General features: G+C 62.0%; 20 protein-coding genes and 1 pseudogene. 9 read left to right on the top strand and 12 right to left on the bottom strand.

Going from position 1 to position 26755, the window contains the following annotated elements; all coding sequences use genetic code 11:
- Positions 1-4: 4 nt before the first annotated feature.
- Together CKO25_RS05415 and CKO25_RS05410 are read left to right on the top strand one after the other, a co-directional pair.
- Positions 5-739, top strand: coding sequence for a DsbC family protein (locus tag CKO25_RS05415; RefSeq protein WP_200386908.1), 735 nt, complete (start codon positions 5-7; stop codon positions 737-739).
- An 18-nt stretch (positions 740-757) separates the two neighbouring features.
- Positions 758-1603 carry a PP2C family protein-serine/threonine phosphatase gene (locus tag CKO25_RS05410; RefSeq protein WP_242467438.1) on the top strand — a complete coding sequence of 282 codons (846 nt, stop codon included), beginning with the start codon at positions 758-760 and terminating at the stop codon, positions 1601-1603.
- 60 nt (positions 1604-1663) lie between these two features.
- Here CKO25_RS05410 and mutS read toward each other — a convergent pair whose 3' ends face one another.
- A complete protein-coding gene (mutS, locus tag CKO25_RS05405; protein ID WP_200386907.1) occupies positions 1664-4240 on the bottom strand; it encodes a DNA mismatch repair protein MutS in 2577 nt (858 codons plus the stop codon).
- Between the two features lie 178 nt (positions 4241-4418).
- Here mutS and CKO25_RS05400 point away from each other — a divergent pair, with 178 nt between their 5' ends.
- Positions 4419-4772 (top strand): metalloregulator ArsR/SmtB family transcription factor, encoded by a 354-nt coding sequence (locus tag CKO25_RS05400; RefSeq protein WP_200386906.1) that lies wholly within the window; start codon positions 4419-4421, stop codon positions 4770-4772.
- A gap of 92 nt (positions 4773-4864) precedes the next feature.
- Here the strand turns inward: CKO25_RS05400 and CKO25_RS05395 are convergent, their stop codons facing one another.
- On the bottom strand, positions 4865-7075 hold the full coding sequence (locus tag CKO25_RS05395) for a patatin-like phospholipase family protein (RefSeq protein WP_242467437.1): 2211 nt from the start codon (positions 7073-7075) through the stop codon (positions 4865-4867).
- A gap of 286 nt (positions 7076-7361) precedes the next feature.
- Between CKO25_RS05395 and CKO25_RS05390 the strand changes: the two genes are divergently transcribed.
- Entirely contained in the window at positions 7362-7646 is a 285-nt protein-coding gene (locus CKO25_RS05390; protein ID WP_200386905.1) for a hypothetical protein, read from the top strand.
- A gap of 57 nt (positions 7647-7703) precedes the next feature.
- On the opposite strand, the gene CKO25_RS05385 is transcribed toward CKO25_RS05390, so the two are convergent.
- From CKO25_RS05385 to CKO25_RS05365, 4 genes and pseudogenes are all read right to left on the bottom strand, one after another.
- Positions 7704-10187, bottom strand: a complete 2484-nt coding sequence (locus CKO25_RS05385) for a hypothetical protein (protein WP_200386904.1) — start codon at positions 10185-10187, stop codon at positions 7704-7706.
- Between the two features lie 96 nt (positions 10188-10283).
- Positions 10284-11120, bottom strand: a complete 837-nt coding sequence (locus tag CKO25_RS05380) for a sirohydrochlorin chelatase (protein WP_200386903.1) — start codon at positions 11118-11120, stop codon at positions 10284-10286.
- A 100-nt stretch (positions 11121-11220) separates the two neighbouring features.
- Positions 11221-11976 (bottom strand): anaerobic ribonucleoside-triphosphate reductase activating protein, encoded by a 756-nt coding sequence (locus tag CKO25_RS05375; RefSeq protein ID WP_200386902.1) that lies wholly within the window; start codon positions 11974-11976, stop codon positions 11221-11223.
- A 44-nt stretch (positions 11977-12020) separates the two neighbouring features.
- Positions 12021-14312, bottom strand: a pseudogene (locus CKO25_RS05365) (ribonucleoside triphosphate reductase); the annotation flags it as partial.
- Positions 14313-14826: 514 nt separating this feature from the next.
- Here CKO25_RS05365 and miaB point away from each other — a divergent pair.
- The 4 genes from miaB to CKO25_RS05345 are packed head-to-tail and all read left to right on the top strand — an operon-like array spanning position 14827 to position 18590.
- The gene (gene miaB / locus CKO25_RS05360; protein WP_200386899.1) at positions 14827-16200 is read left to right on the top strand and encodes a tRNA (N6-isopentenyl adenosine(37)-C2)-methylthiotransferase MiaB; all 1374 of its coding nucleotides are present in this window, start codon (positions 14827-14829) and stop codon (positions 16198-16200) included.
- Positions 16197-17213: a PhoH family protein gene (locus CKO25_RS05355; RefSeq protein WP_200386898.1), complete on the top strand. Its 1017-nt coding sequence runs from the start codon at positions 16197-16199 to the stop codon at positions 17211-17213. The genes miaB and CKO25_RS05355 overlap by 4 nt, the downstream gene beginning before the upstream one ends.
- Before the next feature lie 27 nt (positions 17214-17240).
- On the top strand, positions 17241-17711 hold the full coding sequence (gene ybeY, locus CKO25_RS05350) for an rRNA maturation RNase YbeY (RefSeq protein ID WP_200386897.1): 471 nt from the start codon (positions 17241-17243) through the stop codon (positions 17709-17711).
- 6 nt (positions 17712-17717) lie between these two features.
- Positions 17718-18590, top strand: a complete 873-nt coding sequence (locus CKO25_RS05345; protein ID WP_200386896.1) for a CorC family transporter — start codon at positions 17718-17720, stop codon at positions 18588-18590.
- A gap of 69 nt (positions 18591-18659) precedes the next feature.
- Here CKO25_RS05345 and CKO25_RS05340 read toward each other — a convergent pair whose 3' ends face one another.
- Positions 18660-19418, bottom strand: a complete 759-nt coding sequence (locus CKO25_RS05340; protein ID WP_338115070.1) for a 23S rRNA (adenine(2030)-N(6))-methyltransferase RlmJ — start codon at positions 19416-19418, stop codon at positions 18660-18662.
- 62 nt (positions 19419-19480) lie between these two features.
- Entirely contained in the window at positions 19481-20371 is an 891-nt protein-coding gene (locus CKO25_RS05335) for a phosphoribulokinase (RefSeq protein ID WP_200386895.1), read from the bottom strand.
- Between the two features lie 236 nt (positions 20372-20607).
- On the opposite strand from CKO25_RS05335, the gene CKO25_RS05330 reads away from it, so the two are divergent.
- The gene (locus CKO25_RS05330; RefSeq protein ID WP_200386894.1) at positions 20608-22680 is read left to right on the top strand and encodes an ATP-binding protein; all 2073 of its coding nucleotides are present in this window, start codon (positions 20608-20610) and stop codon (positions 22678-22680) included.
- Positions 22681-22716: 36 nt separating this feature from the next.
- Here the strand turns inward: CKO25_RS05330 and CKO25_RS05325 are convergent, their stop codons facing one another.
- The 4 genes from CKO25_RS05325 to rsxC are packed head-to-tail and all read right to left on the bottom strand — an operon-like array spanning position 22717 to position 26755.
- The gene (locus CKO25_RS05325) at positions 22717-23436 is read right to left on the bottom strand and encodes an electron transport complex subunit E (protein ID WP_200386893.1); all 720 of its coding nucleotides are present in this window, start codon (positions 23434-23436) and stop codon (positions 22717-22719) included.
- Positions 23436-24083, bottom strand: a complete 648-nt coding sequence (gene rsxG / locus CKO25_RS05320) for an electron transport complex subunit RsxG (RefSeq protein WP_200386892.1) — start codon at positions 24081-24083, stop codon at positions 23436-23438. Before rsxG ends, CKO25_RS05325 begins: the two co-directional genes overlap by 1 nt.
- Entirely contained in the window at positions 24080-25126 is a 1047-nt protein-coding gene (gene rsxD, locus CKO25_RS05315) for an electron transport complex subunit RsxD (protein WP_200386891.1), read from the bottom strand. The genes rsxG and rsxD overlap by 4 nt, the downstream gene beginning before the upstream one ends.
- 36 nt (positions 25127-25162) lie before the next feature.
- Positions 25163-26755, bottom strand: coding sequence for an electron transport complex subunit RsxC (gene rsxC, locus CKO25_RS05310; RefSeq protein WP_200387086.1), 1593 nt, complete (start codon positions 26753-26755; stop codon positions 25163-25165).

Genomic DNA, 26755 nt, shown 5'->3' with positions numbered 1-26755 from the left:
ATCCATGACTAGATTGCATTGTTCCGCTCTTGCCGGCCTCGCCCTTCTGCTGGGCGCACAGCCGGTCTGGTCCTCGCCGGAACAGACCATTCGCAAGGCCTTGGTCGACATTGTGCCGGAGGTTCAGATCGACAGCATCTCGCCGTCCCCGGTTCCTGGCCTCTATGAGGTGATGATTGGCACACAACTCATGTATGTCACGGGCGACGGTCGTTATTTCGTCGATGGGCGCATCGTCGACCTGGAGACGCGCGAGGACGTGACCGAGCCACGGCTTGCGCACGCGCGCAAGGCCCTGGTCGATGATCTCGGCGAAGCGCAGATGGTCGTGTTCGGACCGGCGGACGCACAACATACGGTGACCGTATTCACGGACATCGAGTGCGGCTACTGTCGCAAGCTCCACAGCGAAATTGATCAGTATGCGCGGGAAGGCATTCGCGTGCGCTATCTCTTCTACCCTCGGGCTGGGGCGGGGAGCGCGGCCTATGAGGAGGCGGTGTCGGTGTGGTGCGCTGGTGACGACGAGGCGCAACGCGTCGCAATGACCGATGCCAAAGCCGGGAAGCAGATCCCGGTTAAATCCTGCGCGAATCCGGTCGATGCGCACATTGCCCTGGGTCGTGAAATGGGGCTGCGGGGAACCCCGGCGATCCTGACCGAGAGCGGTGACATGATTCCAGGTTATGTCGACGCGAAACGCCTGGCCGCGCAACTCAATGGTGACAGTGGATCCTGATGTTAGGGGGAGGGCATCATGCCTGCGATGGACGATGGAACGGCTGTGCAGAGGTCAGGCGTCATGCCCTATCGCTTCGAATATGCCTGGCGCACGCATCCTGGTCGGGTGCGTGTCGGCAACGAGGATGCCGTTCTGGTGCAGCCGGAATGCGGCTTGCTGATGGTCGCCGATGGGATCGGTGGGTCACGAGCGGGCGAAGTTGCGAGCGCAATCGCCGCGGAGGTGATTGCCGAGTGCTTCCAGAACCAGTCTGCTGCCTGGGACCAGGCCGGGGACGCACGGGCCTTTGTTGAAGCCGCTATCGAAAAGGCCCATCTGGCCATTTGTCAACTCGGCGAAGTGCGTTCGGAGCTCGCCGGGATGGGCACGACGATCGTTGTCGCCGCGGTGGGTCCGACCTGGCTGGCGTTCGCCTATGTCGGGGATTCGCGGCTTTACCGGTTGCGCGCGGAGCGTTTCGAGCAACTCTCGCACGATCATTCGCTCATCCAAGATGTCGTCGATCAGGGATTCTTCGCCTCGCGTGAGGACGCCCGGCGCTGTGGCGTGGGGGAGAACATTCTGACCCGCGCCCTGGGTTCCCTGGAGGAGCTCAGGGTGTCTTCGGGCATCACTGATCTGGAACCGGGCGATATCTTCATGTTGTGCACGGACGGTCTCACGGGGATGGTGCCGGAGGATTGGGTTCGGCAAGTCCTGATCGCGAGCGCGCGCAATGCGCTCGATCCGGCCGCCGCGGCGCTGGTCCATCTGGCGAACGAACGTGGTGGTTCAGACAATATTACCCTGGCCCTGCTGCGCGTCCACGCCGATCATCCCGAGGATGACGAAGAGCGGTCCGCGTCTCGGATACTCGCCTGAGCACCTTGCATTGACTCGGGATCGACGCCGTCCTCCGCACGTGAGCAAACCCGCACTGCTTCAGGTCGCGGCCAATTCCTTCAGACGATACAGCATGGCAAGTGCCTCCCGTGGTGTCAGGGCATCCGGGTCGAGTGCGTCGAGTTCCCGCACGACGGGATGTGGCTGGGGACTTGGTTCGAGCTCGAGCGGAAAGAGTGACAATTGCACCGCGTCGCGTTCGGCATGGCGTCGCGCCCCCGATTCCAGCTCGCGCAAGCGTGAACGCGCGCGCTCGATCACCGGTGCGGGCACACCGGCAAGCGCGGCGACCGCCAGGCCATGACTCTGATTAGCAGGGCCGTCGCGCAGTGTGTGCATGAAGAGGATGCGTGCGTCATGCTCGATCGCGTCGAGATGAACATTCGCGATCCCCGGGTACTCCTCCGGCAGGGTCGTGAGTTCGAAATAATGGGTCGCAAAGAGTCCGTAGGCCCCGATCCGCGTGGCCAGTTCGATGGCACAGGACCAGGCTAGGGACAAGCCATCGAAGGTGCTGGTGCCACGGCCGACCTCATCCATCAATACCAAGCTCTCGGCGGTCGCGTTGTGCAGGATGTTGGCCGTCTCCTCCATCTCCACCATGAAGGTCGAGCGGCCACCGGCGAGGTCATCCGATGCCCCGATCCGTGAAAAGATCCGATCGATGGGGCCGATCGTCGCGGTGCGCGCCGGAATGAAGCTTCCGCTGTAGGCCAGCAAGACGATCAAGGCGCTCTGGCGCATATAGGTCGATTTACCGCCCATATTGGGGCCGGTGATGATGAGCATGCGCCGCCCCGGGTCCAGGTCCAGCCCATTGGCGATGAAGGGCATGTCGAGCACGCTCTCGACCACCGGATGGCGCGCGTCCTCGATTTTGATACAGGGGTCGTCGCTCAGACGTGGTCGCGACCAGTTGAGCGTCCCGGCGCGTTCGGCCAGGTTCGCGAGCACGTCGAGCGTTGCGATTGCCTCGGCGCTGCGTCGTAGGGGGTCTAAGGTCTCGGCGAGGTGTGCGAGCAACTCCTCGTAGAGTGATTTTTCGAGTGCCAAGGCGCGTTCGCGGCTGCTAAGGATCTCGTCCTCGAACCGCTTGAGTTCGGGCGTGACATAGCGCTCGACTCCCTTGAGCGTTTGGCGACGGCTGTAATGCGGGGGGACCTGGTCGGCCTGGTTGCGTCCCAACTCGATGTAGTAGCCGTGGGTTCGGTGATACCCGACCTTCAGTCCCGGAAGACCGGTGCTGTCGCGTTCACGGGCCTCGAGATCGAGGAGAAACCGGTCGGCGCTGTCAGACAGGCCGCGCAGTCGGTCGAGTTCCGTGTCGTAGCCGGTCGCGAGGACGCCGCCATCTCGGATCAAGAGGGGAGGTTGCGTGACGAGTGCGCGCGCGAGACGGTCTTGGACCTCAGGGTGATCGCCGAGCGCGGCCAGGACATCGAGTAACAGCGGATCATCGCCATCGAGCAGCGGCGCACGGAGCTCCGGCAGCAAGGCCAGGCCATCACGCAGCGTCGAGAGATCACGCGGGCGCGCCGAACGCAGTGCGATGCGGGTGAGAATGCGTTCGAGATCGCCGATTCCAGACAGAATCTTCTTGAGGTCTCCGCAGCGATCGCAATCCATGAGTGCGGTGATCGCGGCATGACGAGCCTCGGCGACGAATCGTGCCCGTAGGGGGCGGCCGAGCCAGCGTCGCAGGAGGCGACTCCCCATGGCGGTTGCCGTGCGATCGAGTACCCCGAGGAGGGTCTGTTCGGATCGGCCGCTGAGACTCTCGGTGATCTCTAGATTGCGACGGGTCGCCGCATCCAGGATGAGCGCCTCGTCACGCGTTTCGGTGATGAGTGCGCGCAGGTGTGGCAGGGCCGCGAATTGGGTGTCGCGAACGTACTGGAGCAAGCAGCCGGCCGCGCCTATGGCGCGCGTCAAGTCGGCGCAGCCAAAGCCATTGAGATCACGGGTGCCGAATTGCTCACAGAGCAACCGCACCGCGCTGTCGTGCTCGAAATGCCAGGTTGGACGGCGCGTCACCCCCCGTTCCAAATGCAACCATTCAGGTAGCGAAGCGTCCTCGGCGATCAGGATCTCGGCGGGCTTGAGGCGTTCGAGTTCGCTGGTCAATGCCTCGAGATCGCAGACCTCGAGCACGGAGAAGCGACCGCTGGCAAGCTCGAGCACCGCGAGTCCATAGCCGTCGGCGGCGGTCGCGATGGCGCAGAGTAAATTCTCGCGGCGATCTTCGAGCAGTGCCTCGTCCGTCAGAGTGCCCGGTGTGACGATTCGGACCACCCGCCGCTCCACGGGTCCCTTACTCTTCGCGGGGTCGCCGACCTGTTCGCAGATGGCGATCGCGATCCCTTTGCGCACCAATCGTGAGAGATAGGTCTCCGCGGCATGATAGGGAACGCCGGCCATCGGGATGGGTTGCCCGCCGGATTGGCCGCGTTTGGTGAGCGTGATATCGAGCAGTCGGGCCGCCCGCTCGGCATCCTCGAAGAAGAGTTCGTAGAAGTCGCCCATCCGGTAGAATAAGAGCATGTCGGGATAATCCGACTTGAGGCGCAGGTATTGCTGCATCATGGGCGTATGCGCGCTGAGATCGGGTCGATCCATTCCGTTGATCCATTGAGTCATGGTGAGGGTTGGGACCCGAGGATGCCGGGATGCCCGGACGCATCCAGGGGACACGGCGTGGGCCGATGCCAACGGAGATGGCTCATCGCATCACGGGCGAACACAGGCGCGGACCTGTGCCCCGGGGTCATTCGTTGGCAGTCGAGTCGTTGCGATCATGACCATAGCTCCCAGGGACTTCTTCAGTGCACTCTCACACGAGACGCGCCTGCGTTGTCTGATTCTGCTCGTGCGGCATCCGGAACTCTGTGTCTGTGAGTTCACCCATGCCCTTGGCGCGGTGCAGCCGCATGTCTCCCGGCATCTCGCGCAACTGCGCGAGTTGGCATTAGTTCGTGATCGCCGTGACGGTCTGTGGATCCATTACCGCCTGAACGAAGAGCTGCCCGCATGGTCTCTCGCCGTGTTGCGCGAAACCGCCGCGGCCGTCCGTGAAACCTCCCCCTTTTTGGAGGACGAACGTGATCTGGCGAAGATGCCGAACCGTCCCACGGCACTCCGCTGTGCCTAGCAGACCGGCGGGTTGCCGCCTCAGCTCGAATACCTGCTTGATCTGGAGAGTCGGAGCATCAAGCAGGGTGAGCGGTCGGAGGAGGCGGTGGCTCAATCGGTCCAGCGCACACTCCAGGGGCGGCCTAAGAGCAGATAGATCGCGTTGAAACCGCCATCGGATAAACCGTAACCGAAGTAGAGTGGGCCAATGAAGGTGTCGGCACCGAGAAAGAGGCTGCTGCCCACGCGCAAGGTGTCGAAATTGATATCGGAGCGCTGATCCCAGACATTTCCCAACTCAAGCGATGCTCCCGCATAGGTGTTCACGAGGCCAACCCCGAGTTGGCGCAGATAGATGCCACGTGCAAGCCCGAGATTGGCTCCGGAGAGTTCGTTCTGGTTGAAGCCCGAGAGGTTCAAAAAACCGCCGAGGCGATAAAGCGATTGCGGCGACTCCTCCCCACCGAAGGTTCCCGCGAACCGAAGACTCGTCAGCAGGCTGTTAGGACCCCAACTCCGGCTGTGCAGGACGCTGATGCCGGCTTGATCATAGTTCCGGGATGCGCCCAGTTCCGTCCGCGAGGTTGTTGCGAAGGTCGTCGCGGCCCAGCCGTGACGTGGAAAATTCACGTTGTCGAGGGTGTCGATGTAGAAGGTCAATCCGAGCGCTCCATCATCGAAACCGTACCCCCTCATGCCGGGATCCCCGTAGCGCAACGACGCCCGACCGCCGTAACGTGAATAGCTTAAGCCGAGCCGGCCCCAGTGACCGAGGTTACGGCCGACCTCAAGCGATCCGCCGGCACGCGTGAGCAGATATTTCGCCTTGGGATTGTCCGAGACACTGGGTTCGAACAGGGTGAGACTCTCCGTGAAATAGCCGGCCATGGCTTCCAGGTACCAGCGCTCGAGCGGATCCAATGGCTGGTAGAATTCGGTGATTAAACCGGGCTCTTCGCCGAGCTGGAACTGGGTTCGCCACTCCGCGTTTAGTGGATTGACTGGCGCCATGGTATAGGCGAAGCCGATGTTGAACTGCGAATCTCCCCCGGATGCCGAGGAGAGTTCGAGTCCCGCCTGCAGGTAACTGGTTCCCCAGGATTTCTCGGTTGCGGTCACGACGAGTTCGGTTTTCTCGTCGGCGGCTTTCTCAATCTGATAATGGACCGTCTCGAAGTTGTCCTGATCGAAGATCCGCTCGATCTGTGCCTCCAAGGCGTTGACATCCAGGGGTTCCCCGAGCGGCACGTCGAGGCGGCGAGCGATTAAGTCATCCGAGAGGCGGGATTGATTTTCGATGCGGACGCGATCGATCACCGGCATGGGTGTCTCTGGGAGACGCTGGCCGGCGACAAAACGTTCAGGCTGCCGGGCCGGGCGCTTGAGCGCGAGCAGTTCTGGACGCCGTTCCTCGGCGCCCCGCACACCAATGGCGATGGCTTCGAGCATCCTGTTGAAATCCGCGGCGAGGACCTCGCGTCCCAGCGGCGGCACGATGAGAACATCGTCCGGGCGCAACTCGGCGATGGACTCCTGGGTATTGCGCCAGGTGACCAGGCTCATCACCTGATCGAGCATCTCGAGCACATTGTTGATTTCTTCACGATCGCGCCTTGGTCCGCCGACATCGACCGCGATGATAATGTCCGCGCCCATCTCCCGCACGGCGCTGACCGGCAGGTTCATGGCGAGGCCGCCGTCGATCAGCAGCTGATCATCGATCTCGACCGGGGAGAATGCGGCAGGCACGGCCATGCTGGCACGCATGGCCGTTGCCAGATCACCCGACCCAAGGATAACCGCGCCCCCAGTGACGGCGTCTGTTGCCACCGCGCGAAACGGGATCTTAAGATCATCGAAGTTGTGGATCGTGCGCGCGGGCATGGTATAGCGTCGCAAGGCGAGGTCGAGCCGTTGTCCCTGGATCAACGCCGGGACCAGATTGACCTCGCCCTCCGCTTCGTTCACGCCTGGTCTCGCTCCGATCAGAAAACTTCTGTCGTCCAGATTCCGACGGATGCGCCGCTGCTGACGTGGCGGTTCATCGCGAAAGATGGCGTTCCAATCGATCTCCTCGATCGTGGCTTCGATTTGATCCGGCGACATCCCCATGGCGTAGAGTCCACCGATGATCGAGCCCATCGAGGTGCCGGCCACATAGTCCACCGGAATTCCAAGTTGCTCGATAACGCGCAGGACACCGACATGAGCCGCACCCCGTGCGCCACCACCCGAGAGGGCGAGTCCGATCGTGGGTCGCTCGGCCGCCACGCTAGTGGGGGGCGGGAGGAGGGTCGCACACACCGCGATCAGAAGGAGCAAACCTCCGGGATACGACTGGAAGATCCTCGAACACACAACACAATTCCTCAAAAAAAAGAAACGATAGCACGCTTGTTCCGGGCAGCGGCAGTGCACCTCTGATGAGTCGTCCCCTCGAGGTGGGGGGTGATCGCGTCTCACAGGGTCATGCTCCCGGTCTCGGAAGACGCGGTACGCGCCGCGATCAGCGGTGTTCCAGCAACAAAAGACGCATGCGATTCCTGATCTTGTGCGAGGATACGCAGACTCATTTCATGCTGACTGTGATGCGCACGATGGAGCACTCATGAGCTTGCCTGCTGATCGCCGTGACCCAGGTCGTGACACCGTCCTGGCCCTTGGGCTGTTGATCGCGCTGCTGAGTGGGTGCGGCAATCAAACGGTGATCGAGGGTGTGAGCCTGTCGGACGGCGCGCTGATTGGCGACCCCGTCATCGATACGGTCGAGGACGAGGCCGAAACCGCCGCGGGCGATCCCTATGCCCAAGGCAATCCCTACGAGGCGGCCGAGGATGGGGAGCGTAACCTGGGGCCTAACGCCCCCGGCTACATTCCAGAGACCATCTATTGATCCAAAGGCGGGAGTCGAAGTCTCGAGTCGAGCGCCCGCCACCCGGTCGGTGTATGGCTACTCGGCGGCGGGATCGCCTGCTGGGTCTTCCTCAACCACCGGTTCCGTGCTCGCCGTCTCTTCTGTTTCGGATGCATCCTGCTCCTGCTCCTGCTCCTGCTCCTGCTCCTGCTCCTGCTCCTGCTCCTGCTCCTGCTCCGGAGCGGGCGGTGTGTCAGCCGGTTCAGCAGGCGGATCGCTCGCCTCCGCGCCATCCTCCGTGGCCGCAGCGTCCGCGTCCTGAGCGGGTGTGGCAGCGTCGGACGGGTCTTCGCTCGTTGCTCCCGCACCGACGTCCGGGCTGGATTCAGCCTGCTCGATGGTGGCCACAGACTCCTGTAAGTCCAACCACCAACGCTCCAGATGGCCCTGGTGCCAGAGCACGAGAAGTGCAGCGAGCAGCAAGATGATGACGCCGTAGAGCTTCCAAGGACGGCGTTTTTCGGCAAAAGGATCGATCAGTGAGTATTGCGATCCACGTGGACGTTCGGCAAGGGTGGTCAGGCTGGTCCCGAACGGGATGTTGATCTTGGCCGAGGTGTTGATCGCCCAGCCGTTCGCATCGAGCAGGGGCCCGAGATTGCGCGCGCGCAGTTTCAGGTAGGCAAGGAGCATCGCGGGCCCGGAGATGGCGAGGATCACACCGCCGACGAGCAGCGGGAACTGCCACCACTGCAACTTGAACAGGCTCACCATGACGGTCGCCAAGGCCGTTCCGATGGCACCGATTGCCAGACCTAGGGCCGCGAAGATACCAGCGAATTTTGCGATGTCGAAGCCCGAGGCTGGATTCGCCCCGTTGGAGCCTTTAAGCGCGGCCTCGGCGATGTTTTTGCTGGCGGCGTTGTCAACCGCTTGATCACGCTCCCCGGCAAATTTCTCGATTTGTTCCGAAATCAGCCGCGCGACGCGCTTGTAGGGTCGCCAAAAGGCCTCGCGCACACTGATCGGCTGCTCGATGATCTTGGTGATGGTTGCGTCCCAGTCGCGTCCTTGGCGGTCGTAGAAAACGCCGTTGCGGCCCACCATGAGATTCTCGGCGTGGCCATCGGTAAAGGCGGCAGCGATCAGCATGGTTTCGGAACCACCGCGCCGCGTGCAGGTGCAATAGGCAAGGTAGGTGCGGCTCATGGAGGCCATGGCACTGTGCGCGTCGAGATCCTTGACCTGGATACAGAGTTCGCATCCCCGCCCGTCGAGATAGAGTGTTCCAGCCTGAAAGATCCCCTTCTTCTCACCGGAGTAGAAATCACTCAGACAGACGAAGTTATTGAGCAGGGTGAAGAGGTGGGCATGGTAGTGAACGAGCCGGTCCACTTGGGCGAAGGCATCGACGGCCTCGGCCACCGCGAGGTCTTCAGCGATGAGGCGGCGAATGGCGGGTTCGCAGTCGGTGGTCAGGAGTTCACGTACCCGTGTGATCCCGAGTGGGACGACCACGGCACCGCGCATCTGCCCCATCCAGTTCGCATGCGCGGAAAAACGTGTGCGCAGGTCGAGCCACTCGGCTTCAGTCAGTGCGTCTCGCTCACCCAACAGGGGGGTGATGACGAGCTCGCGGAATTCCGCCAAGGGCTGTGCCCAAGCCGGATTCACACCACGTTCGAGCGGTAGTGCATGTCCGCCCTCGATACGGGCGAGCGGGAAAACCGATAGATCCGGGGTGGCCGCTGAGAGCATGAGGGTGCCGAGCGCGCTGAAGGCATCCGCATTCGGATTGAGAACCGCGCTGGCAGAGGGGTCGTAGAGTGCAAGCCTTGTGCGTGTGAAAAAGTCATCGATCTTTGCACGCACAGCCCCGAATGAGCGGCTCGCTTGCTCCGTCAGCTCCCCGAGCGGGAGCAGATTGGTCGGATCCGCCTCGGCTTCGTTCCACCAGTCGAGATAGGCGCGCGCCTCGGTAAAGAAGTGCTCGCACCGCTCCGCGCAGATGCCGGGCTGGCCACTGCGGTCGGTTGCGGCGCCGACACAGCTTAGGATATCCGAGATGGCGCTCGCGAGAGCTGGGTCGGCCGCGGATGTCGCCGGAACGATCCCGTCACCATTGAATCGCGCCGTCGCAAAGATTCGGCTGGTGTCGGCGGTGTCCTCGGCGGTGATCTCGATGGCCTCGGGCTTGCCGAGATTGGTCAGGATGTTGCGTGCTGCGATGAGAACACGTCGACCGTCTTCGGTCGACTCGTCGATCGCGGCCAGTGGGACCACGGTCGACTGATTGTTGATCAAATCATTCGGATCTTTGATGACACGGCAGATCCAGGTCGTCGCGGCCAGAATTTCTGGAACACGGATGCGACCGTCTCCATCGGCATCAAGCAGTTCGAGGGTGTGGCTGTCGAGCTCGAGTCCGGTGGTCGGGCAACTCAACGCGGCCCACAGCTTTTGGTCGAGTTCGGGTAGATGGCACAGGTCCTCGCCGGTTTCGATCCGCACCTGATCGAAACCACCCAGCCGGTGGAAGCGCCAGCGAAACAGTCCGTTGTCGTTGTTCTTGTCGATCATCGAAGCAGTGACCTCATGTGATGAAGGGCTAGAATGGGGAAGCGGGTCCGTAACCCGATGGCCGTTGCCGGGCGGTTGTGATCACGCGGCTCAGCGTCATCGGGTGGATGTGATCTCAAGCTCGGCGGCGCGCCGCGCGAGGATCTCGATCAATTTCGGGTGGCTGCCGACCAAGGGCGTGTAGACCGTGCGAAAACCAGGACAGTCCGCGCTGACCGTCGCGCAGATCTCGGCAATGTCACCGCCCGGACCCGCGTGGCGTCCTGGCGAGAGAAAGAGCATGGACAGGATCACCGGACTGGACGGGTCGACCGCGGCAAGCTTGCGAAGATGGTCCTCTAGGAGCGCTCCGTTGAAGTCATACTCTGATCCAGCCCGTCGTTCCATGACGGCTTCGCCCAATTCAATCTCGGTATCGAGCAGTGCCCGCAAGCGACGCGCGAGCCAATTGCGCACTTCGGTCACGGCTGGGATGGGCGAGCCATGATCGACCAACAGAACGCGGCTCAGCTTGATCCGTTCGCGCGTCGCCGTGTCATGGATCAGATCGAAGAGAATTTCGGCGAGAAGGGGTTCGCCAGCGGGCATCGGGCATAGGTTGCGGGCGAGGCGCACCTCGAATGATCCAAATTCGTCGCGGAGTGCCGCGAGGCGTTCGGGGACATAATCGCTGATGGCCCGACTGGGACCGAAAAACAGTGGGATGATCGAGAAGTGGCGCACGCCCATAGTGAGCCGACGTCGCATGAAGGGCTCGAAGGTGTCGGCCGCCTGATCATTCAAGATACTGCTCGGAACATGATGGGCGTGTAAGAGTGAGACCGGCAGCACGGTCCGGCCGACCCGCGCACCGAGACGCTCGGCAATCGCTCGCAGGCTCAGGATCGCGTCAGCGCGCTTCGAGCCATTGTCAATCAGTAGTAGGTCACGCATCGCGTGCTCCTCAATCCCAGGGGGGCAGAATCCACATCCCGCCTATGTGGGGTGTGTGACCTGGTTCGGCAAAGGCTGACGAAGCCGCGTGAACGTTGGATCAGGGATGGCGCAGGATCAGGCTGGTGAAGGAACTGGCATCGACGTCGCGGACGAGTTGTGCGAAGGGGATGCCTGATGGTTCGAGCCCAGGGTCGAGTGCGTGGGCGGTGTCGCAGGCTTGAATGGCGTAGCGTTTCACTCCGGCTCGGGACAGCCGCCGTGCCAGCTTGCCGACGTCCTCCGAGGTACAACCGGGCATCAAGGTCGTGCGAACCTCAAGCTCGATCTTGGCATCAAGTAGCAGCGCGAGGCTTTCCCAAGCCGCGCGACCGGCATGGGTGACACCAGTGATCGTCGGATAGCTCTCAGGCAGGCCCTTGATATCGAGCGCGATCCAGTCGAGATGCGGGAGGATCTGTGCGAGCCGTCCCGGCACCGCCCCCGCGGTGTGCAATCCGACCTTGAATCCACGCGCCTTGACCTCCGCGATGGCCGCCTCAAGACCCTGTTGTACTGTCGGTTCACCGCCACTGAAAACAACCGCGTCGAGGAGGCCTACGCGCCGGTCGAGAAAGGCAGCGACGTCACCCCAGGTGAGGGAGGTCGCTGCATGCGGGTCGAGCAGACTGGGGTTGTGACAATAGCGGCATCGCCAGCCACAGCCCTGACAAAAGACCACCGCCGCGAGCTCTCCTGGATAGTCGATGGTTGTGAGCGGTAACAGTCCGCCAACCCGCAACGGGCGCACGACCCGCGGGTCATCCGCGTGCTGCGTTGTCTGGTTGGTCGGGAATGGACGCTGTCCTGGCGACATGGGTCATTCGCGCGGTCAAGCCCGAGTCGGCACGCTGCTCAGGCGGCCGCGCGCTGGCCCCGCTTGCCTTGGCTGGCCGTGGGCGCTTCAGTGAAATAACGTCGTTCGGCGTGCTCGCTCCGTTTGCCGGCATTGAAGGCAGACACGGGGCGGTGATAACCCATCACGCGAGTCCAGACCTCGCAACGGGTCCGCTCTTCGTTCGGCAGTTCGATGTGACCTTGGCTCATGATGACGTCCTGATGGTGCATGTAGTAATGATGAAAGGGTCGTGGCGCGGGAGTTCGGCGCCGGTCTCAGTGAATGGCCCATTCGCCCTGCGCGGCCTTGCGTGCCATCAGTTCTTGGTCGCAGACTGGACAGAACTCATGTTCCCCAGCGAGATAGCCGTGCTTGGGACAGATGGAAAACACGGGGGTGACCGTGACATAGGGCAGGCGGAAATTCTCCAAGGCACGGCGGACGAGACGTTTGCAGGCGTCGGTCGAAGAGATGTGCTCGCTCATGTAGAGATGCAGCACCGTGCCGCCGGTGTACTTGGTTTGCAACTCTTCCTGCATGGCCAACGCCTCGAAGGGGTCGTCGGTATAGCCGACCGGGAGTTGTGAGCTGTTCGTGTAATAGGGTGTCTCGGGTGTGCCGGCCTGGAGGATGCCAGGAAAACGTTTCTGATCCTCCCGGGCGAAGCGGTAGGTCGTCCCTTCCGCCGGGGTGGCTTCCAGGTTATACATGTTGCCCGTCGTTTCCTGGAATTCGACCATGCGCGCGCGAACCTGGTCGAGCAATCGACAGGCCATGGCATGGCCCCGGTCAGTGGTGATGTCCTCGGCATCCTTGGTGAAATTGCGGATCATCTCGTTGATGCCATTCACCCCGATGGTTGAGAAATGATTGCGCAAGGTTCCGAGATACCGTTTGGTATAGGGGAAGAGTCCCGCATCCAGATGACGCTGAATGACCTTGCGTTTGATCTCCAGGCTGTTGCGCGCGAGTTCCAAGAGCTGATCGAGCCGCTTGATCAGCCCGGCTTCGTCGCCCTGGTGAGTGAATCCAAGCCGTGCGCAATTGATGGTGACCACGCCCAGCGATCCGGTCTGTTCCGCCGAGCCGAAGAGTCCGTTGCCGCGCTTGAGGAGTTCGCGCAGATCCAGCTGCAGGCGGCAGCACATGGAGCGCACCATGTTGGGCGAAAGCTCTGAGTTGAGGAAGTTCTGAAAATAAGGCAAGCCATACTTGGCGGTCATCTCGAACAGCAGATCGGCATTCGGGCTATCCCAAATAAAATCGGTCGTGATGTTGTAGGTGGGGATGGGAAAGGTGAAGATTCGGCCTTTCGCATCTCCCTCGGTCATGACCTCGATATAGGCGCGATTGATCAGATCCATCTCGGCTTGGAGGTCACCATAGGTGAAGGATTGCTCCACCCCCCCGATGACCGGGACCTGGTCACGCAGATCTTCAGGACAGACCCAATCAAACGTGAGATTCGTGAAGGGTGTCTGGGTGCCCCACCGCGAAGGAACATTGAGGTTGTAGATCAGTTCCTGAATATATTGCTTGACCTGCTTGTAAGGCAGATTGTCGACACGGACAAAGGCGGCCATGTAAGTATCGAAACTGGAGAATGCCTGCGCGCCGGCCCATTCGTTCTGGAGGGTGCCGAGGAAATTGACGATTTGCCCGACTGCCGAGGACATATGCTTCGGGGGACCTGCCTCGACCTTGCCGGGGACACCGTTCAGACCCTCGTTCAAGAGGGTCCGCAGCGACCAGCCGGCACAGTAGCCAGAGAGCATATCCAGGTCATGGATATGCAAGTCACCCTCGCGATGGGCTTGTCCGATCTCCGGCGGATAGACATGACTGAGCCAATAATTGGCGATCATTTTGCCCGAGGTGTTCAGGATCAGGCCGCCGAGCGAGTAGCCCTGGTTGGCATTGGCCGCAACCCGCCAGTCCGAGCGGTCGAGATATTCGTCGATCGAGCCCGCGACATCCACCAGCGTGCGGTGCTCGTCGCGCAGTTTCTTATGCTGCTCGCGGTAGACGATGTAGCTTCGTGCGGTCTCGAAGTGGTTCGCGCTGATCAAGGTCTGCTCGACGACATCCTGGATGCCCTCGATGTCCGGAAAGCGCTCAATGCCATAGCGGTGTGCCAGCACCTTGACCACCTGGGCGGTCAAGAGGCTCGCCTCAGACGCGCCAAACTCCCCGCTCGCTTGACCCGCGCGCAGGATCGCCGACTCGATCTTGGAGGCGTCGAAGCGAACCTCTTCACCATCGCGCTTGCGAACCCGCACGGGCAGGGTGGAGAGGTTGGGTTGTTGGTGTCCCATGAGGCGTCTCTGATCCGTAAACACTATATCTTGTGTTGCGGACTATAGCGCCGACTAGATGCTGTGTCTCAAAGTTTACAGTGAAGTTGATCCTGATCAACTGGGGGCCATTCTGATCTCAGATCATGCTGACGGCTTGACACGCGGATGCGCAAAACGCAGGATGCTTCGCGTGCCGACTCCGCGCGTTGCGCCCAGCGCGAACACATCCTTACGGCGTCCGGGATTGACGCACGGACCACACTCCATGCAGGATGCGATCAATGCCTAGGTCTTGACCATGTTGCGATGCATCCTTGGGTCTTGATCGAGTCACGGCGGCCCCCAATGACTTAACGTTAGGCACGTGTGTCATACGCGGTCATGCCGTTCACGACGGATCATTGCCCGAGCACATCCGCATCAAGGCACGCGAGCCGAACATCCCGTCGTCGTCTCCCGGCGCGCCTGTCGCGGGATCGCCCGCCTGACGATCACACTCACCAGCCCCCAACTCCCGAACCTCCCAAAGCCCATGCCGCGCAAGCTCTATATCCAGACCCATGGTTGCCAGATGAACGAATACGACTCGGACCGCATCGCTGATGCGCTGCGAGAGTCCATGGGGATGGAATTGGCCGCCCGTGCTGAAGATGCCGATGTGCTGCTGCTCAATACCTGCTCGATCCGTGAGAAGGCACAGGAGAAGGTCTTTTCACAGCTCGGCCGCTGGCGCCCCCTGAAGGCGGCAAGACCTGAGGTGGTGATCGGGGTCGGGGGGTGTGTGGCCAGCCAGGAGGGCGATGCGATTCGCACACGGGCGCCCTATGTCGATCTGGTGTTCGGGCCCCAGACGCTCCATCGTCTTCCACGCATGCTCAAGGATCTCGCCGAGCGCGGAGTGCCGCAGGTTGATGTCTCCTTTCCCGAGATCGAAAAGTTCGATGCGCTGCCCGCACCGCGCGCTGAAGGGCCGACTGCTTATGTCTCGGTGATGGAGGGCTGTTCGAAATACTGCACCTACTGCGTCGTGCCCTACACGCGCGGTGAGGAGATCAGTCGTCCGTTCGATGATGTGATTGCCGAGGTTTACGGACTCGCGCAACAAGGCGTGCGTGAGATCAATCTGCTGGGCCAAAACGTCAATGCCTACCGCGGAGCCCTTGCCGAGGATGCCGAGGGCGAGGCGAGCGCGGATCTTGCGCTCCTGATCCGCTACGTGGCCGCGATCGACGGTATCGATCGGATTCGCTTTACCACCAGCCATCCGGTGGCCTTCTCGGACAGCTTGATCGAGGTCTTTGCGGAGGTTCCGGAGTTGGTGAGCTTCGTGCACCTGCCAGTGCAGTCCGGCTCGGATCGGATCCTGGCCTTGATGAAACGTGGGCACACGGCATTGGAATACCGAGCTAAGATTCGTCGTCTGCGCCAAGTGCGTCCGGATATCGGCCTTTCGAGCGACTTCATCGTCGGCTTCCCGGGCGAAACGGATGCCGACTTCGCCGCGACCCTCGATCTGGTCGCGGACATCGGCTTCGACCACAGCTACAGCTTCATCTACAGCCGACGTCCGGGCACACCGGCCGCCGATTATCCCGACGAGGTGCCGTTGCAGGTCAAGAAGGCCCGCCTTGAGCAGCTGCAGGAACGGATCAACGCCAATGCCCGCGCCTACAGCGAGGCGATGATTGGAACTCGGCAGCGGGTGTTGGTCGAGGGGCCGTCGCGCAAGGATCCCCGACAACTGACCGGCCGGACCGAGAACAACCGGGCCGTCAATTTCGCAGGGGACTGCGTGTTGATCGGGGAGTTCGTTGATCTCGAAATCACCGAGGCCCTACCCAACTCGCTGCGCGGCATCCTGTGCACTCCCAGCGTCCAAGCTGACATCCCGGGTCCGCGCGCGTGAACGCCGCAAGCCCGTCAGTCCAACCGCAGACCCTCGACCTCGAACTCGCGCCCGCCGACAACGTGCGGCTGGCGAATCTCTGTGGTCAACTCGATCAGCACCTACGCCAACTCGAGCGGCGCCTTGGGATCGAAATCAGCAACCGGGGCGTGAGCTTTCGCTTGATTGGTGACCCTCGTGGTGTGCGACTCGGTGAGCAACTCCTGCAGGATCTCTACGCCGACACGGCGATGGAGGTTTTGACCCCCGAGTCCATTCATCTGTCGCTGCAGAGCGCCGGTGCCGATGACCTGCTGAAAGCCGCCGAGGATCGTCTGCCTGACGTCATCATCAAGACCAAACGTGGTTTGATCAAGGCGCGCGGACCCAATCAACAGGCCTACCTGCACGCGATTCTGAAACATGACATCAACTTTGGCGTGGGTCCGGCGGGGACGGGGAAGACCTACCTTGCGGTTGCCTGCGCGGTCGAGGCACTTGAATCGGACCGAGTGCGCCGTGTCCTGTTGGTTCGTCCCGCCGTGGAAGCCGGTGAGCGATTGGGGTTCCTGCCCGGGGATCTGGCGCAAAAGATCGATCCGTACCTGCGCCCGCTCTATGATGCCCTCTTCGAGATGCTGGGCTTCGAAAAGGTGACGAAACTCATGGAACGGAATGTCATCGAGGTTGCCCCTCTGGCCTATATGCGCGGCCGCACCCTGAATGATTCCTTCATCATCCTCGACGAGGCACAGAACACCACCCCGGAGCAGATGAAAATGTTTCTGACCCGCATTGGTTTCGGTTCCACCGCGGTGATCACGGGCGATGTCACGCAGATCGACCTTCCGCGCGGTCAGCCGTCCGGACTGCGACAGGCCGTGGAGGTGCTGAAGGACGTCGGGGGAATCAGTTTCACCTTCTTCAATGCACGCGATGTCGTGCGGCATGCCCTTGTGCAACGCATCGTCCATGCCTATGACGCCTTCGAGCGAACCCTGCCCGCATCGGGGCGTCCGCGACCTACCGCCTAAGGGTCCGTCCCGCGAGCACCACCTCAGATGCATCTGAAGCTGGATCTGCAGCGAGCCAGTGTGTTGACTGGCCTCCCGGACGACGGCGCCTTTGAGCGTTGGGTGCAAGCCGCGTTGGAGGGGCGCCGGGAGCATGCCGAGTTGACCATCCGGATGGTCAACGCCGCGGAGAGTGCGTCCCTGAATCAGACCTATCGTGGGCGTCCAGGTCCGACCAATGTGCTGTCTTTTCCGTTCGATGCCCCGGCGGGCGTGCCGATGGGCGATTCGATTCACGATCTGCTGGGCGATCTCGTGATCTGTGCCGACGTGGTCGCGCGCGAGGCCCAGGAGCAAGAAAAATCAGCCGAGGCCCATTGGGCTCATCTGGTCGTCCATGGCGTGCTGCATCTCTTGGGTCATGATCACCAGGATGAAGCTGACGCGGTCGTGATGGAGGATCTGGAGACCCGTATTCTTGACGCCTTGGGATTTCCGTCACCCTATGAAGAACCATGAGAAACGATGACAAGCGATCGATCTAGCGACGGCTCGCGTTCATTCACCTGGTTGGAGCGAATCGGCCAGATGCTCGGAGGCGAGCCACGAGACAAGGAACAACTCCTGGAATTACTGAAGGACGCGAAGGAACGCGAACTGCTCGACATGGATGCCTTGAGCATGATCGAAGGGGTGTTGCAGGTCTCCGATCTGCGGGTCCGCGACATCATGATCCCGCGTGCCGAGATGGTCTGTCTGCGGCGCGATGATTCGCTCGAAAAGATCCTCGAGATCGCGATCAAGTCCGCCCACTCCCGCTTTCCGGTCACGGGTGATGACAAAGGCGAGGTGGTAGGCATCCTTCTCGCCAAAGACCTCCTGCCGTTCTGTCGCGACCATGGTGGCCGCGCCTTCAACATCCGTGATCTGCTCCGCTCGGCGGTTTTCGTGCCTGAGAGCAAGCGGCTGAATGTTTTGCTGAAAGAGTTTCGCGCGAGCCGGAATCACATGGCGATCGTGATCGATGAATACGGGAGTGCGGCGGGGCTGGTGACCATCGAGGATGTCCTTGAGCAGATCGTCGGGGAGATCGATGACGAGCACGACTACGATGAGGGGCCGGGAATCTTTCGTCGTGGCAAAAACGAATTCAGTGCCAAGGCCCGGACCACGATCGAGGATTTCAACGACTATTTCGGCAGTGACTTCTCGGATGAGGAGTTCGATACCATCGGTGGGCTCATCGTCAACGCACTCGGACATCTCCCCCAGCGCGGCGAGATGGTGGAACTCGGTCGTTTCCGTTTCACGGTGCTGCGCGCCGACAGTCGGCGGGTTCATCTCGTGAGTGTTGCCGCCTTGGAACCCGACGATGAGGTCCTCGAAGCGCGTGACTGAGGCGGGTCTGGGCGTGGCGAACGAAATCTGCGCGCCCGTTGCCAGCCGAGCCGCGTAACCGATGATCCGCTATTCCGCTAAGGCCGCGGTCAAGCGGGGAATCAGTGCTGTGAGTGGCGTTTCCAGTCCCCACGGGAGGTTGAGGATGAGCAGCCCCGACCCGCGCAGACCCAAGGCGCGATCCGGTCCCGGTGGCGTGAGTTCGAGTCGCAGCCCGTTCGGGATCGCCTGATGGATGCGATTCAAGAGCAGGGTAGCACGATCGCGCTGACGCTCGAGTCGTGGGAACCAGAGCACATAGACACCCGTCGGCCAACGCCGATACGCCGCGATGAGCGCCTCGGCGACCGCGGCATAGTCCGCGCTTTGCTCGTATGAGGGATCGACGAGGACGAGTCCGCGGGCCGGCTTGGGTGGCAGGAGTGCTCGCAGACCCTCGAGACCATCACGGTGGTGAATGCTGACCCGGGGATCGCCGCCCAGGGCGCGTTTCAGTTGCCGAACCTCCCCCGGATGCCGCTCCATCAGAATCAACCGGTCGTTCGCACGCAGCAGCTGCGCGGCAATCATGGGTGATCCCGGATAGTTGGCATAGCCGCCCGTGCGATTCCGAGCCGCGATGGCCCGTAGGTACGGTACTAGCTCCGGAAAGGCATCGCGCCGTGTCCAGAGACGTTCGATCCCGCAACGTGCCTCACCGGTCTGACGTGACTGTTCGGAATCGAGGTCGTAGCAACCCGCGCCGGCATGCGACTCCATATAGACACAGGGCTTCGGCGTCTTGGCCAATGACTCGAGCAAGAGCGCCAGGACCGCATGCTTGAGCACATCGGCGTGGTTGCCGGCGTGAAAGCCGTGAAGATAGCTGAGCAGGCCGGCAGTCCTCGCGGTTAGACGCGACGGGCGTCCATCATCCGTTCAATGATGGGCTGGAGGATGACCTCCATCGCCATCCCCATCTTGCCTCCTGGAACAACCATGGTATTGCGGCGCGACATGAACGAATCGTGTATCATCGACAGCAGGTAGGGGAAGTTGATCTGCAACTTCTCGGGATCCTTGAAGCGGATGATCACGAAGCTCTCATCCGGGGTTGGGATGTCGCGCGCGATGAAGGGATTGGACGTATCGACCGTTGCCACTCGCTGGAAGTTGATGTCCGTGAGTGAAAACTGTGGCGTGATGTGGCGGATGTAATCCGGCATGCGCCGCATGATGGTGTCGACGATCGCCTCGGCTGAGTAGCCCCGCTCGGCATTGTCGCGAAAGATCTTCTGGATCCATTCCAGATTGATGATGGGCACGACCCCCACGCCGAGATCGACATGCTGCGCGACATTGTCCTCTTCCGTGACAACGAGACCATGCAGCCCTTCATAGAAGAGGACATCCGTCCCCTCGGGAAGGTCCTCCCAGGGGGTGAATTCTCCTGCCTTGAGCACGGTGCCAAGACGCGCGTTGTGATGATCGGCTTCGCTGTCGCTGTGAATGTAATACCGCTGCTTCCCGGTTCCGCTCTCGCCGTAATTGCGGAACAGTTCCTCGAGCAGATCGAACCGGTTCGCCTCGGGGCCGAAGTGGCTGAGATTGCGATTCTCTTTCGCGGCACGTGCCATCTCATCGCGCATCGCGATCCGGTCGAAGCGATGAAAGCTATCGCCCTCGATCACCGCGGCCTTGATGCCGTCACGGTAAAAGATGTGCTCGAAGGCGCGTTTGACGGTGGTTGTGCCGGCGCCGGACGATCCGGTGACCGCGACGATCGGATGCTTCTTAGACATCGTCTTTTCCTCGTTCTCTAGAGCTGATTGCCTCGTCGCGATCACCCTTGAGAGGCGTCGTGCGAGATCTGGATCGAGCGGTTCGATCCCTCGGATCGGGCCCGTCGAGCCCATCGGCTGGATCGGTGTCGTGTGCGATAGACGCGACAGGATTCTCTAATATACATGATCGCGCGGCCGCAATGCGATCGAGACCGAATCACTTCAAGCTCGGGAGTGGTCCTGGAGGAGCGGAGATGAATGGATTGTTGTCGCGTCACGGAGGCGCGTCGTCCTTGCTCGGGAATCCCGAGTTCCAGTCGGCGTTGGTGAGGATCTCGGCGTGTCTGATCGGCGCGCTCTACATCGCCCTGGGGGCGGTGACCCAATACTACGAGGTGGATGTTCCCTACTATCTGACCTTGTTCGGTCTCTATCTGTGCTCGAATGTGGGCTTCCTGATCAGCATCGCGCAGCGCCCTCATTGGACCGCGCGAATCTATGTTGGGATCGTGCTCGACATCGGCGCCATTAGCCTGGCGATTTTCATCACGCGCGAGGCGATCAGCCCCTTCTACCTCCTCTACATCCTCGTCTTCATCTCAGCGGCGACCCGTTTTGGTAAACGGCCGCTCACCGTCGCGGCCGCGTCTGCCGTGGTGGCCTATAACAGTGTCTTGATCGCGCTCGATCAATGGGGGCAACATCCATTCGAAGCCGCATTCTTCCTGGTGCTCTTGGCCCTGCTGCCGCTCTATCAGTATTCATTGTTACACAAGGTCCAAGATGCGCGTGCCGAGGCGGAGAAGGCGAATCAGGCAAAGGGCGATTTTCTGGCCTTCATGACGCACGAATTGCGCACACCCTTGACCGGGGTCATGGGCATGACCGAACTCCTGAAGGGCACACGGCTCGATGCCGAACAGCAGGACTATGTCGAGGCCATCGCCCACTCGGCCGATGTCCTAGGGGCACTGATCGGTGACATCCTCGATTTCTCGAAGATCGATGCCCGCCAACTGCAGTTGGAGCGAATGGCCTTCGATCCACGCATGCCCGTGCGAGACGTGTGCGGGGCACTCGGCCATCGTGTCCGCGCCGCGGGGTTGGAATTGATTTGTGACGTCGATCCCGCGGTCCCGCCAGAGGTTTCGGGCGATCTCTTACGGGTGCGACAGATTCTTTTTAATCTGGTGGGCAACGCCGTGAAATTCACCGAGACTGGCGAGATCCGGGTGTGCCTGAGCGTCCGTCCGGCGGAGGCCGAGATGGACTGCGCGCATCTGCTGTTCGAGGTGATCGACACCGGTATTGGAATTGCCCCGGAGAAGCTCCCCAATCTCTTCGAGAGTTTTCGGCAAGCCGATGAATCGACGACGCGGCGCTTCGGAGGAACCGGGCTCGGAACGACGATTGCACGGGAGCTGACCGTGCTGATGGGCGGGACGATCGGCGTGGACAGTACGCTGGGGCGTGGCAGTCGGTTTTGGGTGCGTCTCCCACTGCTGGCGGACGCCGCCCCGGCGTCACCGGTCACGTTAGACCGGCTACATGGCCGGCGCATCCTGCTCTTGGAACACAACGACACGGCGCGCGAGTTGGCGTTGACGACCCTGCGCCGCGAGGGAGCGATCTGCGTGGGCGCGGCGGACCCGGCTGCGTTGGCCGGGCAGGCGGCCGATCTCCTGGTGATCGCCGATCATCCGGGTGGGAGCGACGTCAAGGCGGCGCGCGTGGCACTCAAGACCCCGGTTGGCGATGCGCTGACCTATCTCTTCCTCATCGATCCAGGTCAGCGTCCACGGGAGCTGGCGCCCCATCACCATTGTCTGACCAAGCCCTATCTTCCGGAAGATCTGCTCGCTGCCGTCCTGGCCTGTTTCGCACCGAGTTGCGCGCGCGTCGCCGTTGCGAATGCCGGGCCGGGCAACACCCCGTTGAACGCGCTCGCACCCCTGCCCGGCGCGGCGCAACATCCGGTGTTGGTGGCGGAGGATAACGCCATCGCGGCGCGGGTGATCACGAGCTTTTTGAGCAAGATGGGTTTTCCCATCACCCAGGTTGCGGATGGCGAGGCCGCGCTGGCCGAGGCACTGACGGGCGTCTATGACATGGCCATTGTGGATCTGCGGATGCCAAAACTCGACGGGATCGGTTTCACGCGCCGCTACCGCGAGACGGTCGGCACCCGGCCGATGCCCATCCTGGCCCTGACCGCCAATGCGTCCGAGGATGTGAAACAGCAGTGTCTCGCGGCCGGGATGGATGCCTTTCTGTCTAAGCCGGTGCGCCCCGATGAGCTGCGCCGGACCCTCCTGCAGATGCTGTGACGGCCGCGCAGCTGGTTCTGTATCCGGAGCGTTGGATCATCCTGCCGCGGGAGCGGGCACGCTTGCTCGCGGCGTGGGAACGGACTGACGCGCCCTGGCGCGCCGCTTGGCGCGCTGCACCCGTTGATCGACGAGATTTTTCAGGGCAATCAAGAGCCCGAGGCCGATGAAGGCACCGGGTGGCAGGATGGCGATCAAGGCGCCTTGGAAGTCATCGCCAAGACTGAGACTGAGTTGACTGGCCGCGTCGCCGAGCAGGAGGTTCGCCTGATAGAAGAGGGTTCCCTGACCCGCGAATTCGCGCATCCCGCCTAGCGCCACCAAGACGAGTGTGAAACCGATGCCCATCGCAATGGCGTCGAGCAGTGCGCGGTCGACCCGGTTCTTGGAGGCGAACGCCTCGGCGCGACCGATGATCGCACAGTTGGTCACGATCAAGGGGATGAAGAGACCAAGCACGAGATAGAGGTCGTAGAAATAGGCTTGCATGCTCAATTCGACCGTGGTGACGAAGGAGGCGATGACAAGCACGAAGACCGGGAGGCGAACCTCGGGGCGGACCAGGTGACGGATCAGCGAGACGGTGACATTCGAGAGGACGAGGACCGCGGTTGTGGCGAGCCCCATGCCCAGCCCGTTGGTGGCGCTGGTTGTGACCGCGAGCAAGGGACAGAGACCCAACAAGGCAACCAGGGCTTGATTGTTGCTCCAGAGCCCGTCGCCGACGATGCGGCCATAGGACTGAGGCGCGGCCATCAACCTGCCTCCTGAGGCACGACGGCCCCCGTATTGATGGGTTCGAACAGACTGTTCCCCTGTTGTTGGACGTAGATGAGGGTGTTTTTGACCGCCTCGACGATGGCGCGTGGCGTGATGGTGGCGCCGGTGAATTGATCGAACTCACCACCGTCGCGTTTGACCGCCCACCCCGTCGGCGTCGGATTCACCAGCGACTTGCCATCAAAACTGAGGATCCAATCGGATTTGCGCTCCTCGATCTTGTCGCCGAGGCCGGGGGTCTCATGGTGAAAGAGGACGCGCACCCCGCCGATCGTGCCGTCCTGGAGCACGGAGACGAGCAGTTGGATGGGACCTGCATACCCATCGGGGACGACCGGGTCGAGGATGACCGCGACGGGTTCCTCGCCCTTGCGCACCCGATGTACGCGGGTTGTCTGTGAGCCGAGGAGTTCGCGTGCGCTCACCTGAATCAGATCCTCAAGTGGATCATTATCAAACGCCCCCTGTGGGACGATCGACTCCAGCTTTTGCAGCATGGCGTGTCGTTGATTCTCGGCGATGCGTCCATCCATCAGATGATGGGTGACCGCGACCAGTGCCACGCCCGAGACCGAGAAGGCGCTGAGCACGAAGGCCGCGAGGAAGATGGGGGTTGTCTTCATCGGTTGACTCGACCTCTAGTGTGTCCGAAGGCTCTGGGTTGCGTGTAGTGATCGATCGTCGGGGCGGCGATGTTCATCAGGAGGACCGCGAAGGCAACGGCCTCGGGATAACCGCCCCAGGTCCTGATGACGAAAACGATCACACCGATCGCGGCCCCGAACAGGATCTGACCGCGCTTGGTGGTGCAGGCGCTGACGGGATCGGTCGCGATAAAGAAGGCCCCCAGCATGGCCGCGCCACTGAACAGATGAAAGGTGGGCAGCGGGTGCGTCTGGGGGTCGAGTGTCCAAAACAGACCGGCCATGAGCGCGAGCGCCGCGAGCATCGAGACTGGGATCTGCCAGGTGATGATCCGGCGCCAGAGCAACCAGAGGCCGCCGATCAAGAAGCCAGCGGAGACCCATTCCCAGCCGCGGCCGCCGAACAGACCCCAGAGTGGGCTTTGGCCGATCTCGGCGATCGTCAGGCCGCGATCGAGTTGACCGCGCATTTCATCCAGCGGCGTCGCGGCCGAGAGGGCGTCCCATGTGACCCCGGGCGGCAGGGTGTTGGTGAAGATGAGGCGCCATGATTCGATGAAACCGAGCGTGTGTTCGGCCAGCATGTTCGGTGCCAGCCAGGTGGTCATGGCGACCGGATAGGACACCAGCAGGAACACATACCCGGCCATTGCCGGATTGAAGGGGTTATAGCCAATTCCGCCGTAGAGTTGTTTGACCAGGACGATGGCAAAGAGGATGCCGAGCAGGGTTAGCCACCAGGGGAGTGTCGGAGGTACGGAGATCGCGAAGAGCACGGCGGTCACCACCGCGCTGTAGTCGCCGAGCGCGGTCCGCACCGAACGGCGTCGCAGCAACATGATCGCGGCCTCGGCCATCAACGCGACGCTGACCGCGAGGGCGATATTGATGAGCACGCCCCAGCCGAAGAACCAGACCATGGCGAGGACGCCCGGCACCAGGGCAATCAGCACCTCTTGCATCACCCGATCGACGCGATTGGGGCGCAACCCATGTGGCGAACACTGGAGGGATACGCTCATCGGGGGGTGGGCTCGCTGAGTCGTCGCTCAATCATCCTAACTGACACCCTTTGATGTCTCCGTTTGATCAAGGGCCGCGGCCCGTTTCGCGCTCGCGCGCCGGGTGGCGGCCTCGATGGCCGCTTGCTTGGCGGCTGGCCCGGAGGCATCGCTGGTCGCGGCCGCCAAGGTGTCCTTCTTTTGACGCAGCCGGGCCTGGCGTTCGCGTTCTTGGCGTTCGATCCGCGCCTGCTTGGCTTCATGGCGGGCCCGCGCGAGTTCGGCCTTGCGCTTCTCCTCCTCCCGCGCCCAGATTTCATTCTTCGCGTAGCGATAGTACTGCACCAGAGGAATGTGGCTGGGGCAGACCTGGGCGCAGCAGCCACACTCGATGCAATCGAAGAGGTTGTAATCCTGAACGCGGTCTAAATCCTTTGCGCGGGCATGCCAATAGATCTGCTGGGGCAGCAGTTTGGCGGGACAGACCTCGGCGCAGCGCCCACAGCGGATACAGGCCAAGGCCGATCCCGGGTCCGGACTCTCTTCCTCGGTCAAGGCCAGGATGCAATTGGACGGTTTGATGATGGGGGCTTGGGTGTCCTGCAAGGCGAAACCCATCATGGGGCCACCACAGAGGAGTTTGCGCGGTGTCTCGCGCAGGCCGCCACAGAAGTCGATGACGTCAGCGATCGGTGTGCCCATTCTGACTTCGACATTGCGCGGATCGGCGATCGCGCGACCGGTGACCGTCACGATGCGCGAGACCAGTGGGCGACTGCGCAGGACGGCATCGGCCACGGCCGCCGCGGACCCAACGTTCTGACAGACGATCCCGATGCGCGCCGGGATGGCGTGGCTCGGAACCTCTCGCCCCGTCAGGATGCGAATGAGCTGCTTCTCCCCACCACTGGGATATTGGGTCGGGACCACGCGGATCTCGGTGTAACCCGCCATGTCCGTCTCGGCCAATGCCGCACGCATCGCCGCGATGGCCTCGGGTTTGTTGTCCTCGATCCCAATCAGCACCCGCGGATCGCCGAGTAAGTAGTGCATGATCCGGGCGCCAGCGAGGATGTCCCCGGCGCGTTCCCGCATCAAGCGGTCATCGCAAGTGATGTAGGGCTCGCATTCCACACCGTTGAGGATCAGGGTCTGAATGGGCTGATCCGGACCCGGATTCAGCTTGACGCTGGTGGGGAAGGACGCCCCACCGAGGCCCACGATGCCAGCCCAACGGATGCGCTCGCGCACCGTGGCGGGATCGCACTGGGCATAGTGCGTCAGGGGCTCGGGAGGCGTGGCCCAGGCATCCTCGCCGTCCGGTGCAATGATCGCGCAGAGCGCGGACAGGCCCGAGGGGTGAGGAACCGGATGCTCCTCGATCGCGATCAGGGTCCCGGACGTCGAGGCATGGACGCATGCGCTGATGTCGCCCTCGGCGCGGGCAAGCAACTGGCCCGTGAGCAGACGTTCGCCAACCTCGACGATCGGGCGCGCGCGCCGCCCAATGTGCTGCTGCAAGGGGATGACGAGTTGCCGTGGCAAGGGCATCGACACCACCGGATGCCCATTGGAGAGCGCCTTCTCGTCCGGAAGGTGCAGGCCGCCGTGGAATCGCCACAGACGACGCCGGTTCAGTAATGAAAGCAT

Origin of the sequence: Thiocapsa imhoffii, assembly GCF_016583985.1 — a bacterium.
Classification (GTDB): domain Bacteria; phylum Pseudomonadota; class Gammaproteobacteria; order Chromatiales; family Chromatiaceae; genus Thiocapsa; species Thiocapsa imhoffii.
The sequence above is the reverse complement of the archived record's forward strand: the minus strand, read 5'-3'. Positions and strand labels throughout refer to the sequence as shown.